This window comes from Arthrobacter sp. fls2-241-R2A-172 (assembly GCF_030208885.1).
Classification (GTDB): domain Bacteria; phylum Actinomycetota; class Actinomycetes; order Actinomycetales; family Micrococcaceae; genus Arthrobacter.
On record NZ_JARVTB010000008.1, the window covers coordinates 258,501 to 273,315 of the forward strand.

The window sequence follows — 14,815 nt, forward strand, 5'->3', positions numbered from 1 at the left end:
CTAAGCCGGGTGCTCCTCCCAGGATGCGCCGGTGACGGGGTTGTGGAGTTCGCCGATGCCTTCCACTCGGCACACCACCGTGTCCCCGGGATGGATGCGCGCGGACTCTGCCGGGAATCCCGTGAGCACAAGGTCGCCGGGTTGCAGGGTCATGAACGAGGTCAGGTAAACCAGGATCTCATCCACTTTCCAGCCGAGGTCCGCCGAACTGGCGGTCTTCAGCTCGGTGCCGTTGTGGACAATACCGATGGAGAGGGCTGAGTCGTCCAGCTCCGTGACGATCCAGGGGCCAGCCGGGGTGAAGGTGTCCTGGCTCTTGGCGCTGATCCACAGTTCGTCAGATTTCTGGAGCTCGCGGGCAGAGACATCATTGCCGATGGTGTAGCCCAGGATTGCCGATCTCGCCGTTTCGAGGGTCAGGCCCCGCGCCTTACGGCCCACGACGACGGTCAACTCGGCTTCGGGGTCCACGTGGCCCACCGTCGAGCCCAGCTGGATCGCCTCGCCCGGGCCGATCACGCTGGACGCCGCTTTGTGGAATGCCTGGGGCGGCAGGTCGCGGCCTGGTTGGCCGGTGTTGTGGGCCATCCCGAAGACATTGACCGGTACAGATGGCGCCAGGAAATGGAAGCTGTCTTCACTGACCTCGGTGCCCAATTCCCACCCTTCGCGGCAGGAGTTGGACGCATTGGCCCGCGATGCAGGGAACGGCGAGTCGATGATCGTCCACGTCCTGCCCTCAGCGGAGTCGAAGTCAGCGGCATCGTTGGCCACGAAGAATTGTTCGTCGGGAGCCTGGCCCGTGGAGGATTCTGCGGCAACAGGGCGAACACGGGCGATACGACGGGGAAGGCGTGATGTCATGAAGACATCCTACGTCCTCTGTGAAGGTCCACTGCGTTGTGAGGCCTGGTTGACGCCCCATATCCCATCCGATCCGCGCAGAGCGGGCCTGGCAACGCTCATCCGGTGAGCAGCTGAGCCAGACTTTGACGTCCGGACCGTCGCTGCAGGCCAGGTTCTCGGTCCGCTCGGTGTGGGCGAAGTACTCGGGCCCGTCGAGGTTGACGGGCCCGAGGCGGCTGTGGGGCCGTGCCGCGCAGGAAGAACACAGAACGCGGGCTTAGAATCCGTTCCATGCGTCTGGCGATAATTGGTTTGATCCTCCTTGTGGCGGGCGGGGTCACTGTTGCGACAGGTATCCTCCCGTGGCACGAAGTAACGGTGCTGGTGGACAGGGTGGCCCCGATCCTGGCCTTCGTCGTGGCCATGACGGTGGTGACCGAGCTCGTCAGCGAAGGCGGTGCCTTCCAATGGATCGCCCGGCATTTGCGCGGGTGGGGACGTGGCCGGGCAGTCCTGTTGTGGTTGCTGCTGGCCCTGTTCGCCACCCTCAGCACAGTCTTCCTCTCCCTGGACACCACGGCCGTGCTCCTCACTCCGGTGGTTGTCACTGTCGCACGCCAGGCGGGCCTCCCTGTCCTGCCCTTCGCCCTGACTACGGTCTGGCTGGCGAACACGGCCAGCCTCTTGCTTCCCATCTCCAACCTGACCAACCTCCTGGCGCAACACAACCTGGGCGGAATCAGCCCGGCACAGTTTGCCCAGCTGATGTGGGTGCCGTCATTGGCCGCGGTTGTGGTCCCCTTGGCTTTCATAGCAATCGTCTTCAGGCGCGATCTGCGCAGGACCTATGCGCGGGATTCCACAAGGCCGGCAGTCCTGGCCCAGTCCAAAGCGTCGCAGGACAAGACCCTGCTGCTGGTCAGCGCAATTGTGCTGGTACTTCTCTTGCCGGCGCTGGTTTCCGGCGTGGCTATCTGGATTCCCGCAACTGCAGCGGCCGCGATCCTGGTAGTGGCGTTCGCCGTCCGGCGACCCAAGGTGCTGACGATAACCCTGATCCCGTGGTCGTTGCTGCTGTTTACCTGCGGGCTGTTCCTGGTGGTGGAGGCCGCCCAGTACATTGGCGCATCAGCGCTGCTGGGGCAAGCAGCGGGCGAAGGCAATGGCTTCATTGAACTGTTGCGGTTGGCCATGACAGGTGCCCTGGGTTCCAACGTCGTCAATAACCTGCCCGCCTACCTGCTGGCCGAGCCCCTGGCCGGAACCCCGGAAAGGATGGCCGCGTTGCTGGTGGGCGTCAACGCCGGACCGCTGGTGGCGCCGTGGGCGTCGTTGGCCACCCTCCTGTGGCACGATCGGCTGGTCCGCATGAACGTACTGGTCAAATGGAAAGGGTATGCACTGCTCGGCCTGATCGTGGCCCCCTTAACCATCGTCGCGGCGGTGGCTGCGCTCGCCGGGGTAAGCCCGGGCGGGCTTTTTGGCTAGCCCAGATACAGTTCTCCTACTGGAATGTCCGCGGCCAGCCGGTTGGCCGGTCCTGCCAGCGGGCACGCCCAGGCTTCGTTGTAGGCGCAGGACGGGTTATAGGCGAAGTTGAAGTCGAGAATAAACTCCTGCTCCCCTCCAGAGCCCCTCGTTCCGTGGAAGGATCCCTTGACCGTATCCAACAGGTACCTGCCAGCACCGTAACTTCCGCCTGGTTTCCCGGCGGTGGCGTCACGGAAGGGAACGAATATTCCTCCGCCGTAGGTCCTCAGCCGCCATACGGCCAGGGAACCGAGCCCGGGAAGTTCGAAGGTGCCGATACGGGTGAAGGGCACCACGCCGTCCGTGCCCGTTTCGACGTTCATCTCCTGGCCGGTACCTTCAGGCGAGAGCGCAGCGTACATCCGGAAGGAGGGGTCGTAGTCGGCGGTTCGCAATCCGGAAAAGCGCGCCTTCATGTCCGCAGTGAGCGCCGACGCCGGGTGCGTGGCGAACATCAGATCCCGTTCCTGGCGCCAGAACACATGGGCGTCGAACGGGTTGGTGGCTGCGAGTTGCCGTACCTTGTCGTACAGGGCGAAGGTCCGCAACCGCCAGTCGGCAATATCGACCGCCGACATGGTGGGCAGGGTGTCCTCAAATTCGTCGTACTGGTCAGGAGACATACCATCAGCCTAGCCCTGTGCGTGTCGCACTATCCCCGCCGATAGGCTGGGACCATGAAGGGCTTGATGATCCCGACCCGGCCGGCAATCCGGCCTGTTGCCGCGGCAGTACTGGCATGCGGCGTTCTTTTGGCTGGCGTTGCCTGTTCGGCCGACAACAAGGGCCCGCAGGTCAGCCCCACCATCAGTTCCAAACCCAACAGCTCGGAATCCGGGACAGCAACGCCGGAGAGCACGACGACGGCTGCCGAGTCCGCGTCCAGCTCGCCTTCCGTGTCGGCTGGTCAGGGTGAATCGCCCAGCGCAGCGGCCAGCCCCGTGGCGACAGCGTTGTCCTGGAAGACCTTTACCGACCCCGCGAAGACGGTCAGCTTCGAGTTGCCCGAAGATTGGATAGCCCAGTCCCTCACGCCGGAGGCAGGGTCCCTGCCAGGCGCGGTGAAGGTCGAGGTGAAGGACGGGGCCGGGAAGTACGTCGCTACACTCCAGACGGGCCTGCCGGCACAGGCCCCCTCTGCCTGCCCTGCCGGGCAGTCGCGACCCTACGTGGTGATCAGCAGCGTTCCCTTGGACCTCCCGCATTCCGAAGGTCCCGAAACCATCGATCCCAGGGTTGTTTTCCGCGTGATCCAGGGCTACAAGTTCTTTGGATCCTATGGCGTCACCAATGTGGTGGCAGGAAGTGACGGGCAGTCCTGCGAACTCCGGAACCGGGTCCAGGGGCCGGCCGGCAAGGGCGATTATTCCTTCGCGGACGTTCCAGCCATCCATGCGTTTGCCGCAGACGAGAAAGTGGCTCCCGCCAAGGCATTCGATACCTTGGACCTGGCCGCCAAATACGCAGTCCACGGCTCCGATTTTGCGAACGTCCAGCGGATGCTACTGTCACTGAAGGTCAATTTGTAGCCCAGCGATTTGGCTGATTCACGCAAACGGCGGCACGGGCCTGCCTGCCGCAACCCACTCCGGAGATTAATGGAACGCAACGTAGCCGCCACGCTCGTTTTCAAGACCGCACCCATCACGAAAGTGGCCATGGCCATTGCCGTTGCCAACAACGCAGGCTACGACTCGGTCACGGAGAGTCTCTCCATTACCGCCGCAGGCAACGAGGTTCCGTATGCCGAACTCAGCGACCACCACGGGGGCCGCTTCCACTACCTGGAATTCGATGAACCCACGGAAGTCACGGTGGATTACCGGGCCACTGTCCTCGGCGTAGGGCAGCCCGCTACCTCGGATCCCATGGAACTGATCAGGTACGTCAGGCCCAGCCGATACGCGGAGTCTGACAGGCTGCTGCCGACCTCCTACGCCGAGTTCGGCGGACTGCACGGCGCGGAACTGCTCCAGGCCGTCCGCGATTGGGTCAACGGTGAGCTGCGCTACGTCAGTGGCTCATCACGGGGAACCGACGGGGCAGTGGAGACCCTGCTCCACCGCAAGGGTGTTTGCCGGGACTTTGCCCATCTGGCCATCGCCCTGCTGCGATCCAAGGATGTTCCGGCGCGCTTGGCAGCTGTCTATGCACCCGGCCTGAGCCCCATGGATTTCCATGCGGTGGCTGAGGCCTTCATCGACGGTGCCTGGCACGTCATCGACCCCACTGGCCTGGCACCGCGCGGATCCATGCTGCGCATCACCGCGGGACGCGACTCCTCGGACACGGCGTTCCTGTCCACGGTGGGCGGCAGCCTGTCCTTGAAGACACTCAAAGTCAGCGCATCCGTTAACGGGACGCTCCCGGAGGAGAACCCCCGGGAGCTTGTCAGCCTGCGCTAGTGGCCCGCTACCGAAGCCCTGAGCTTTTCGGTCAGCCGCAACAACTCGCGTTGCTCCTCCGGCGTTAGCGCGGGAGCCACCAGGTTGGCTATGTCGCGCACATGCTCCCGGCCGATGGTTTTCTGTAACTCGCGCCCTGATTCGGTGAGTGAGAGCAGGACCCCACGGCCGTCGTCGGGCGCTGCGGTCCGCTCCACCAAACCACGCTTCTCCAAACGGTCAACCAAACGGCTCAAGCTGGATTGGCTCAGCAGGACCTTGTCGTTGATCTCGTTGAGGCGAAGCTGCCCTGACGGGCACCTGGACAGCGTGAACAGGACGTCGTACTCCTTGACGGGGAGCGTCTTGAAGGCCGGTCCGGACTGAAGCTTCCGCATCACCGCCACCTGGGAGCGGAACAACGACTCCCAGGTTTCTGCGGCGAGGCGAACAGCGGAAGACGCAGTGCCTGTTGGGGCGGACATCAGGCGTCCTGACCCGCGACCCCGGCAGCAGCGGACTCGCTGACCTTGGCCTCCAGCGCTGCCGCAACACGGGAAGCGTGCGTGGGTGCGTCGGGTACATTGGCCGGCTTCATGGCCGCGTACTCCTTGCGGAGGACCGGCAGCACCTCTTCACCGAAGAGGTCCAACTGCTCCAGTACGGTCTTCAGCGGAAGGCCGGCGTGGTCGATCAGGAACAGCTGGCGCTGGTAGTCCCCGAATGCTTCGCGGAACGTGAGCGTCTTTTCGATCACTTCCTGCGGGCTGCCCACGGTCAACGGCGTCTGGGAGGTGAAGTCCTCCAAGGACGGTCCGTGGCCGTAGACCGGAGCGTTGTCGAAGTACGGCCGGAATTCCTTGACCGCATCCTGCGAGTTCTTCCTCATGAAGAACTGACCGCCCAGGCCCACGATTGCCTGCTCCGGAGTCCCGTGGCCGTAGTGTGCGTAGCGTTCGCGGTACAAGCCGATCAGCTGCTGGTAGTGCTCCTTCGGCCAGAAAATGTTGTTGGCGAAGAACCCGTCACCGTAGTAGGCGGCAACTTCTGCGATCTGGGGAGTCCTGATGGAGCCGTGCCACACAAAGGGAGCGACGTCATCCAACGGCCGCGGCGTGGAGGTGAAGTTCTGCAGCGGGGTGCGGAACTTGCCCGACCAGTTCACGGTATCTTCATCCCACAGCTTGCGCAGCAGGCTGTAGTTTTCGATGGCCAGCTCAATGCCGTCCTGGATGTTCTTCCCGAACCAAGGGTAGACCGGCGCGGTGTTGCCCCGTCCGAGAACCAGGTCCACACGGCCATCGGAGAGGTGCTGGAGCATGGCGAAGTCTTCAGCGATCTTGACCGGATCGTTGGTGGTGATCAGGGTGGTGGCAGTTGAGAGCGTAATGCGCTCAGTCTGTGCCGCAATGTAGGCCAAGGTGGTGGTGGGGGAGGAGGAGAAGAAGGGGCGGTTGTGGTGCTCGCCCAAGGCGTAGACATCCATGCCGATTTCTTCGACCTTCTTGGCGATGGCCACCGAGGCTTTGATGCGCTCGTTTTCCGTGGGCGTGCGGCCCGTGGTGGGGTCAGTCGTGATGTCGCTGACGCTGAATACACCGATCTGCATGATGTGCCTTTCTCCCTGCCCGTAGTCGGGCGTTGTAAACAGTGTACCTCAAACTAGATGCATTTGCATGTATCGCTGTCTGTAACAGGGCAGGGCCGGGAAATGTTCCCGGCCCTGCCTGATGGGTTGTCTGCGGTTACTCCGCGGGATTGTGGGCCGCGCGGCGGCCCTTCACCCGGGGAATCATGCCCGTGGTCCAGTCCTGGAATTCCTCGGTTCCGCCCGCGCCCTCTTGGGGATGCGGAGTTGGCTTATCCTGAAGGTCCTTCAGCAGTTGCTTTTCCTCACGCCGCCCTTCGACCAGCTTGTAGAGCACCGGAACCAGGATCAAGGTCAGTGCGGTAGAGGAGACCAGGCCGCCAATAACCACAATGGCCAGGGGCTGCGAGATGAAGCCGCCGCCTCCGGTCAGGCCCAGCGCCATGGGAGTCAACGCAAACACGGTGGCAAGGGCAGTCATCAGGATCGGGCGCAGGCGTTGGCGTGCCCCGTGCGTGATGGCGTCGGCCACGTTCATGCCGGCACGGCCATCCTGTGGCTTGCGGTACTGGTTGATGAGGTCGATGAGCACGATCGCGTTGGTGACCACGATGCCGACCAGCATCAACATACCGATCAATGAGGGCAGGCCCAGGGGAACGCCGGTCAGCAGCAGCAGGCCCACGGCGCCGGTGGCGGCGAAGGGGACCGAAACCAGCAGAATCAACGGCTGGATCAGGGACTTGAAAGCCGCCACCATGATGACGTAGACAATCGCGATCGCAGCAAGCAACGCCAGGCCGAGTTGCCGGAAGGATTCAGCCTGCTGCGTGGTGGCACCACCGATCGTGGCTGTGACGCCCGCGGGCAATTCGACAGAAGCCAGCCGCTGCTGGACTGCGCTGCTGACGCTGCCAAGGTTGGAACCCGACGGCGTCACGGTCACTTTCGCGGTCCGTTGACCGTTGCTGCTGGTAACGGACACTGGCGTGTCCACCTGTTCGACGGCGGCGATACTTTCCAGCGCCACGGGACCACGCGCCGTCGGCAATTGCAGGGAGCGCACGGCCGCGATGCTGGTAAAGCGGGTTCCCTCGCCGATCTGCACCGGATAGTCATTGGTGGCTATGCGTACCGTGCCGGCGGGGATGGGGCTGACGGTGGAAGCAAGGAAAGCACCCACTTGCTCCTCCGTCAGCCCGGCAGCTACGGCCTTGGCACGGTCCACCCGGACCTGGACGACCGCCTGGGTAGAGGCAAGGTTGGTGGCCACCTCGCTGCTTCCCGGCACGCCCGTCATTGCCTGGACCATGGCGTCGCTGGCTGTCCGAAGGTCCGCGGAGTTTGCGGCCTTGATGGTGATGTCCACCGTGGAGGAAGTACCGAAGCCACCCTGCTGGGATCCAACGGTGACCTTGCCGGCCGCCCCTTCGAGCTTGGCGCGGACTGCGTCCTGGAGCTTGGCCTGGTTCACCTTCTCGTCCGTGACGATCGTGAACGTGGAGTTCGAGGATCCCGTGGACGTCAGTGCTGCAAAGCCAGTCTGGGCATTCCCCGACGTAACCTGCACGTCCTTGATGCCGTCCATGCCCTTGAGGGCGTCCTCGATCTTCGCCGCTTCATCGCTGGTGGCTTGGAGGCTAGTTCCGGCGGGCAGGACCTGCCGCACCGTCATGCTGTTTTCGCCTGAGCGGCCCAGCAGGTCCGTGGACAGCAGCGGTGAAACCGCGATGGTAGCAACGAGGACGACTGCCGCCGCGGACAACGTCAGGACCGGGTGCCTCTGCGTCTTTTCAAGAATGGGCAAGTACCCGCGTTGGAGGCGGCTTCGCTGCTCCGCTTCCCGAGCCTTTTCCGCGGATTCCCTGGCAGAAGAACGATCCTCCACTCCGTTGCCTTTGGAAGACAGGAACCAGTAAGCCAGGACGGGGACAATGGTCAACGAGACCAGCAGCGACGACAACAAAGCGATGGTCACCGTCAAAGCGAAGGGGCGGAACAACTCTCCGGCAAGGTCCCCGACGAATGCTATGGGCAGGAACACTGCCACGGTAGTGAGCGTCGACGCGGTGATCGCCCCGGCCACCTCCCGAATGGATGTCAGGATTGCCGTCAGCTTGTCTTCGCCATAGCTGAGGTGCCGTTTGATGTTCTCGATCACCACGATGGAATCGTCCACGACGCGCCCGATCGCGATGGTGAGTGCGCCAAGCGTCAGGATGTTCAGCGAATAACCGGTGGCAGAAATGCCGATGAACGTAATCAACAGCGACAACGGGATCGACACGGCCGTGACCAGCGTGGACCGCACGGACATCAGGAATACCAGGATGACGGCCACGGCAAAGCCCAAGCCAAGGAGGCCCTCGGTGGTGAGGTCCTTGATGGATTTCTCGATGAACGGAGCCTGGTCAAAGACCGGGGTGAACGCCGCATTGTTGCCCAGCTCGTCCTGCATGGGTCCGATGGCATCCCGCACGGCATGGGAGATGGCGACGGTATCGCCGTCGGGTTTCTTGGTGACCGACAACGCCAGCGTGGGTTTACCGTTGGTGCGGGTGATGGACGTCGCGGCATCATCCTGGATGCTGACATCGGCTACAGCGCCAATCGTTGCGGCGTTCTTGGCGCCAGCCAAGGGAAGTCCCTTGATGATCTCCAGGGAGTCCACCGGGCTGCCCAACTGCAGTGACAACGTCTTGCCCTGGTCCTCGATGGTGCCCACGGGGACCAGGGTGCCGTTGTTCTTCAGCGCGCTGCTGATGGACTGGACCGACGCCCCTGTGCTGGCAAGATCGGCCGGCCGGGGCTGGATCAGGATGTGCTGGCTCGCGCCACCGGTCACATCGGCGCCGCGGACGCCGTCGATCTTTTGGAGCCTGGGAACGCTGAGCCGCAGCAGGTCGGCATTGAGTTCGCTGAGCGGCTTGTCCGAGGAAACCGCCAGGAAGACGATCGGGAAATCGCTGATGTTCCCGGCGATGGACTGGGGTTCCACATTGGCGGGCAACGCCCGCTTGGCGTTGGAAATTGCCCGGTCAATCTGGTTCCTGGCCCGGTCCAGATTTGAACCGTAGGTGAACACCATGGTGATCTGGGAAACGCCGTTGCGGGACGTTGAGGTAGTGGACTCAAGGCCCTCGACGCTGTTCAGCGCAGTCTCAAGCGGCTGGCTGAGCTGCTTGTCCACTACTTCCGGGGAGGCGCCCGGCATGGAGGTCACCACGGTGATCTGCGGGAACTCGATCGAAGGAATGAGTTCCTGTTTCAACGATCCCATGGTGATCACGCCGAACACCGCCGCAAAGACGGTGATCAGCGCGATCAGGGCCCGGTTTCCCAGAGAAAGCTTGGCCAGGCGGAACATTGCATTGACTCCCAGGGTCTACGTAACGATTCGTCTGACGGGAACCGGCCGCAGCCCCGGGTATGGCCTAGCTTTGGATGGCGTTGGCCACTTCCAGCTGCAAGGAACGTGCGGTGCTTGCTTCCAGCTCGGCAGCCAATTCAGGGTTCTCGTTGAGTTTGACACCGTAACCCGGCATCATGTCCTTGAGCTTGGACTGCCAGCCCTTGAAGTTCTTGGGGAAGGACTTCTGCAGCAGTTCGATCATGATCGGCACGGCAGTGGAAGCTCCCGGGGATGCGCCAAGGAGGGCGCCGATCGATCCATCGCGGGAGGCGATGACTTCGGTGCCGAACTGGAGCACGCCGCCCTTTTGCGGGTGCTTCTTGATGATCTGCACACGCTGGCCGGCAGTAATCAGTTCCCAATTGCCGCCGGAAGCCTCCGGATAGTATTCGCGCAGGGACTCGACCTTGGCTTCGTGCCGCTTGGCAACTTCCTTGATGAGGTAGGCCGTGAGGTCCATGTTGTCCTTGGCCACTGCCAGCATCGGAATGATGTTCCCGGGGCGGATGGACAGCGGAAGGTCCAGGTAGCTGGAGGTCTTCAGGAAGTTCGTGGAGAAACCTGCGTACGGGCCGAACAGGAGGGAGCGCTTGCCATCCACGAACCGGGTGTCCAGGTGGGGGACGGACATCGGAGGGGCGCCAACGGATGCCTGGCCGTAGACCTTCGCGCTGTGCTGGGAGGTGATGGCGTCATCTGTGCAGCGGAAGAACTGGCCCGAGACCGGGAATCCACCGTAGCCCTTGCTTTCCGGAATGCCGGAGGCCTGGAGCAGGTGAAGCGCACCGCCGCCGGCGCCGACAAAGACAAAGTTCGCGTGGATACGCCCATGCTCGCCCGACTTGGCGTGCTTGAGGGAAAGGTCCCAGCCGCCGCCGGCTGCTCGGTTGATGTTGGTGACATCGTGTCCGTAGTTGACTTCAGCGCCGGCGGCTTGCAGGTAGCCGGTCAGTTCGCGAGTCAGGGCACCGAAGTCGACGTCGGTGCCTTCAGCCGCGCGGGTGGCGGCGACGCGCTGCTTGGGGTCACGTCCCTTGACGATCAAGGGCGCCCACTTGGCGATCTGGGCCTGGTCCTCGGTGTACTCCATGCTGCGGAACAGCGTGTTGGGCTTAAGGGCCTCGTAACGGGTCTTCAGGAAGTTCGCGTGGTCATCGCCGATGACGAAGCTCATGTGCGGAACGGTGTTGATGAAGCCCTTGGGGGAGCCAATGACGTTGCTGTCCACCAGGTGGGACCAGAACTGCCGGGACAGCTGGAACTGCTCGTTGATGTGCAGCGCCTTTGACGGGTCCACGGAGCCGTCCTTGGCTGCCGGGGAGTAGTTGAGCTCACACAGCGCGGCGTGTCCGGTGCCTGCGTTGTTCCATGGTCCGGAACTCTCAAGCCCCACTTCGTCGAGTCGTTCGAACATGGAGATGGTCCAGGAGGGTTCAAGCTGCTTGATGAACGCACCCAGGGTGGCACTCATGATTCCGCCGCCAATAAGGACGACGTCGGCATGTTGAGTCTTGGAAATGAAGGTCACAATCAATCTCCGTTAGCGGCGGCACTGGCTGCTACAGAATATCCCCGCGAAGTCCTAATACTGAAATTACGGCCGCTCGTCAAGGCTTTAGCCGGACGTTCGTGAAAACTTCGTTGAGTACCGGGGAGGCCGGGTAGCTTTCGACCTTGTCGGACAAAGCCAGCGCTGAGATGGGGAAAGCGATCGGGACAGCCGGCACGGACGCAGCGATGGCAGCGTTGATGGCCTGGTACTGTGCGTTGCGCTCATCGCCGTCGGGCAGTGCGCGTGCCCGCTCGATCCTGTGGAAGACGTCCGAATCGCTGTATCCGAACTCGGCGCGGGTTTCCCCAAACAGGGGCCCAAGGAAGTTGTCGGCATCGGCGTAGGAGCCGTTCCAGCCGAGCAGGTGCAGGGCACGGTCTCCGGGTGACTGCACCTTCTGGAGGTAGCCATCCTCCCAGTCCACGGGCACAGGCTTGATGTTGAAGCCCACGGCAACCAGTTGACGGCTGATTTCGGCGTAGATCTTCTCCGGTGTGGGCATATAGGCCCTGGTGGCGTTCAGCGGATAGTAGAACTTCAACTCTTCGCCTTTATAGCCCGCCTTGGACAACAGGTCCTTGGCTTTGTCCGGGTTGTACCCCAGAGATGGGGCATTGTTGTTGAAGCCGCTGAGCTTGGGCGGAACGAACTGTGACGCCTGCGTGGTGTTGTCGATGAAGAACTTCCGGATCAGCGATTCCTTGTCGATGGCCATTTCGATCGCCTGGCGGATCTCCGGCTTGTCCAAGGGCGCGACGGCCTGGTTGATACCGAGGTACATCACCGAGAAGGGATCCCGCTGGATAATCTGGACTCCCTTCTTGACCAATTGGTCGAAGGTTCCGGACGTCACGAGGTCGTAGGCGTCGATTTTTCCGTCCAGCAAAGCCTGCTGGCGGGTCTCGGCGCGGTCGTAAGGGATGAAGTTGATGGTGGCTATCTGGCCCCGGTTACCCCAGTAGTTCCTGTAGCTCTTGAGGGTGACGTGCTTGTCGTCCCAGGCGCTGAATTCGTAAGGGCCGGTTCCTACAGGGTGGCTTGCGTAGGTGGAGATCGCTTCGCCGTTGCGGACCTGGTCCAGGACGTTTGCTTTTTGGGCTGCCAAAGCTGCCGGAGAGGAGATCGCGAATGCCGGCAGCGTGAGGGCCTTCAGGAATCCGGTGAAGGGACGCGTCAGGTTGATCTGGACGTTGTTGGCTGAAACTGCCTTGCAGTCCTTGAAGATGGAGAAGACGGGGGAGTCAGAGTACGCCTTGAAGACGCTCTGGAAGGAAATCCCCGGGGCTTGTTTCCGGAGGTCCGGGGAGAAGGTGAACCAGCGGTCGAAGTTGGCGCAGACAGCGGCCGCATCCAGCGGGGTTCCATCGTGAAAGGTGACCTGGGAGCGGAGCGTGAAATCGTAACTGAGGCCATTGTTGCTGTCTTTCCATTCCGTTGCCAGCAACGGGGTGGTCTGCCCGGTCTCGCCGTCGACGCCTACCAGGCCTTCGAGGACCTGGCGTGTGATGCGGTAGGACTCGGAATCGGAGGTCAAGGCCGGATCAAGGCCCAACGGCATGGAGGATGTTCCGAAGTTGAACGTGGCGGTGGGCTCAGCGGTGGTGGTGCTGCTTGGGGTAGGCGAGGGGCCCGTTAATCCAGTACATGCTGAGAGCCCCAGCGCCACAACCACGGCTCCGAACTGTACGGTCAGGCGCCGCCTTTTGCTGCTTGCCACTGTTGTCCCCTCAAGCCGGTTGGAAGTGCTGTGGCCGGCTTCGGCCAGACCGCATTCCAGTGTAAATGAACGTCCTGAGCGCGCTCCCCAGCGCGTCTTCAGGAAGCTCCCCGGCTGCTGGAGGAGAGTGCCCCCGGATGTCTCGCCAGGGGGCACTCCTGCGGCCCGAAGCCGCTGTGCTTCTTCACTGCATCTGTGCGCAAGGGGGGACTTGAACCCCCACGCCCGAAGGCACAGGAACCTAAATCCTGCGTGTCTGCCAATTTCACCACTCGCGCCGGCGGCAGCCTGGCAGCACTGGGCCGCCATCTACCGGCCTCCAGTGTACCCGCTACGTATCCAGTTTCAGATCGCGCCGGAGCTTGGCAACATGCCCTGTGGCCCGTACGTTGTACTGCGCCAGCGACACTTTTCCGTCCTCGTCGACCACGACCGTGGAACGGATCAGCCCCATGTAGGTCTTGCCATAGTTCTTCTTCTCTCCCCAGGCAGCGTATGCATCGGCCACCGCGTGGTCAGCATCCGAGAGCAGTGGAAATGTCAGGGCCTCCGCTTCCGCGAACTTGGCCAGGTCCTTGACCGGGTCGGGGGAAATGCCAACCACCCCGTACCCAGCGGCCTGCAGTGAAGCCAGCGTGTCGCGGAAATCACAGGCCTCCTTGGTGCACCCGGGCGTGGAGGCCGCCGGGTAGAAATAGACGATGGTCTTTCGCCCACGGAAGTCCGATAATCCCACGCTATTGCCGGTTTGGTCCTGAAGGGTGAAGTCCGGTGCGGTGTCGCCCGGCATAAGTCGTTCAGCCACAATAATCTCCTTGCTAACGATCGCGATTTACCAGTTTAGTGGGGAAAAGGCACGTCCTGGCCTGTTGCGCGCATATACTGTCGGCATGCCAGATATGGAGAGATGGCCCACTACCCGATTGCTTTCAACGGCTGCGCGCCTGGTGGAAATCTCGTGGAACGAAAAATTGAAGTCCATCGGCCTTACCCACGCCGGCGTCATTGCCATGCAGGTGCTTGCCGCCAAGGGTGCCATAACCCAGGCCGCGCTTGCCGAGGTTGCAAGGGTTAAGGCCCAGACCATGGGAACTACCCTCGCGAGGCTCGAGCTCCACGGTCACGTCACGCGCCACCGCAGTGACTCCGACCGCAGGAGCCACGTGGTGACATTGACGGAGGCCGGCACGGCAGCCCTCGCGGAAGCCGTGAAGCTCGAACAGGATGTCCTGTCGCCCGTAGCAGTGGACACCGCCAGGTTGCGTGAAGAACTCAGGATTGTGGTCCGGGGGCTTGCCGGCATCCCGGCGCCGGAGCAGAAGGTCCATGACGACGACGCCGAGCCGTCCCAAGGCTGAGCCCGTACCGGCCCCTTTGTAACAACACGCCCCTCGCCGGGTTCAGCCTGTGCGGGAAACAGAAAGGCTCCGGATCGTCATAACGATCCGGAGCCTTTCTTCGTGGTGCACCCCCCGGGACTCGAACCCGGAACCCATTGATTAAGAGTCAATTGCTCTGCCAGTTGAGCTAGAGGTGCAGCAATTACAAAGACCAATTCGAAGAATTCGCATTCCTCGTTGACCTCCGCAACGACAAATAACTCTACACTACTTTTTGAGCGCTAATGACCATCGGCCTGGTGACCCGTCCCGCTTCGGGGATTGCGATCCTTTTGCCAATACTTAAAAAGAAAAGGCCTTGAAGATCAATGATCTCCAAGGCCTTTTCCAATGGTGCACCCCCCGGGACTCGAACCCGGAACCCATTGATTAAGAGTCAATTGCTC

The 14,815-nt window shown here is 62.3% G+C and carries 12 protein-coding genes and 2 tRNA genes; 4 read left to right on the plus strand and 10 right to left on the minus strand.

Going from position 1 to position 14,815, the window contains the following annotated elements:
- Window positions 1-864 carry a fumarylacetoacetate hydrolase family protein gene (locus QRM57_RS14080; RefSeq protein WP_284987072.1) on the minus strand — a complete coding sequence of 288 codons (864 nt, stop codon included), beginning with the start codon at window positions 862-864 and terminating at the stop codon, window positions 1-3.
- 273 nt (window positions 865-1,137) lie between these two features.
- On the opposite strand from QRM57_RS14080, the gene QRM57_RS14085 reads away from it, so the two are divergent.
- Complete coding sequence (locus QRM57_RS14085) at window positions 1,138-2,334, plus strand: SLC13 family permease (protein WP_284987073.1); 1,197 nt, start codon at window positions 1,138-1,140, stop codon at window positions 2,332-2,334.
- Here QRM57_RS14085 and QRM57_RS14090 read toward each other — a convergent pair.
- Window positions 2,331-2,999 (minus strand): DUF1684 domain-containing protein, encoded by a 669-nt coding sequence (locus tag QRM57_RS14090; protein ID WP_284987074.1) that lies wholly within the window; start codon window positions 2,997-2,999, stop codon window positions 2,331-2,333. The two genes, QRM57_RS14085 and QRM57_RS14090, sit on opposite strands and share 4 nt — an antisense overlap.
- 54 nt (window positions 3,000-3,053) lie before the next feature.
- Here QRM57_RS14090 and QRM57_RS14095 point away from each other — a divergent pair, with 54 nt between their 5' ends.
- Window positions 3,054-3,905 (plus strand): hypothetical protein, encoded by an 852-nt coding sequence (locus QRM57_RS14095; RefSeq protein ID WP_284987075.1) that lies wholly within the window; start codon window positions 3,054-3,056, stop codon window positions 3,903-3,905.
- Window positions 3,906-3,974: 69 nt separating this feature from the next.
- Window positions 3,975-4,781: a transglutaminase-like domain-containing protein gene (locus QRM57_RS14100; RefSeq protein ID WP_284987076.1), complete on the plus strand. Its 807-nt coding sequence runs from the start codon at window positions 3,975-3,977 to the stop codon at window positions 4,779-4,781.
- Here the strand turns inward: QRM57_RS14100 and QRM57_RS14105 are convergent.
- The 7 genes from QRM57_RS14105 to bcp all read right to left on the minus strand — a co-directional run bounded on the left by QRM57_RS14105 (window position 4,778) and on the right by bcp (window position 13,834).
- Entirely contained in the window at window positions 4,778-5,245 is a 468-nt protein-coding gene (locus QRM57_RS14105) for a MarR family winged helix-turn-helix transcriptional regulator (protein ID WP_257369097.1), read from the minus strand. The two genes, QRM57_RS14100 and QRM57_RS14105, sit on opposite strands and share 4 nt — an antisense overlap.
- Window positions 5,245-6,369: an LLM class flavin-dependent oxidoreductase gene (locus QRM57_RS14110; RefSeq protein WP_284987077.1), complete on the minus strand. Its 1,125-nt coding sequence runs from the start codon at window positions 6,367-6,369 to the stop codon at window positions 5,245-5,247. Before QRM57_RS14110 ends, QRM57_RS14105 begins: the two co-directional genes overlap by 1 nt.
- Window positions 6,370-6,505: 136 nt before the next feature.
- On the minus strand, window positions 6,506-9,715 hold the full coding sequence (locus QRM57_RS14115) for an efflux RND transporter permease subunit (protein WP_284987078.1): 3,210 nt from the start codon (window positions 9,713-9,715) through the stop codon (window positions 6,506-6,508).
- Between the two features lie 67 nt (window positions 9,716-9,782).
- Window positions 9,783-11,288, minus strand: coding sequence for a malate:quinone oxidoreductase (locus QRM57_RS14120; RefSeq protein WP_257369095.1), 1,506 nt, complete (start codon window positions 11,286-11,288; stop codon window positions 9,783-9,785).
- A 79-nt stretch (window positions 11,289-11,367) separates the two neighbouring features.
- Complete coding sequence (locus tag QRM57_RS14125; RefSeq protein ID WP_257369094.1) at window positions 11,368-13,029, minus strand: ABC transporter substrate-binding protein; 1,662 nt, start codon at window positions 13,027-13,029, stop codon at window positions 11,368-11,370.
- A 196-nt stretch (window positions 13,030-13,225) separates the two neighbouring features.
- Window positions 13,226-13,307, minus strand: a tRNA-Leu gene (locus QRM57_RS14130).
- Window positions 13,308-13,360: 53 nt separating this feature from the next.
- On the minus strand, window positions 13,361-13,834 hold the full coding sequence (gene bcp / locus QRM57_RS14135; RefSeq protein ID WP_257369093.1) for a thioredoxin-dependent thiol peroxidase: 474 nt from the start codon (window positions 13,832-13,834) through the stop codon (window positions 13,361-13,363).
- An 85-nt stretch (window positions 13,835-13,919) separates the two neighbouring features.
- On the opposite strand from bcp, the gene QRM57_RS14140 reads away from it, so the two are divergent.
- A complete protein-coding gene (locus QRM57_RS14140; protein WP_284987079.1) occupies window positions 13,920-14,387 on the plus strand; it encodes a MarR family winged helix-turn-helix transcriptional regulator in 468 nt (155 codons plus the stop codon).
- A 103-nt stretch (window positions 14,388-14,490) separates the two neighbouring features.
- Here QRM57_RS14140 and QRM57_RS14145 read toward each other — a convergent pair.
- Window positions 14,491-14,566: transfer RNA gene (locus tag QRM57_RS14145), tRNA-Lys, on the minus strand.
- Between the last annotated feature and the right edge of the window lie 249 nt (window positions 14,567-14,815).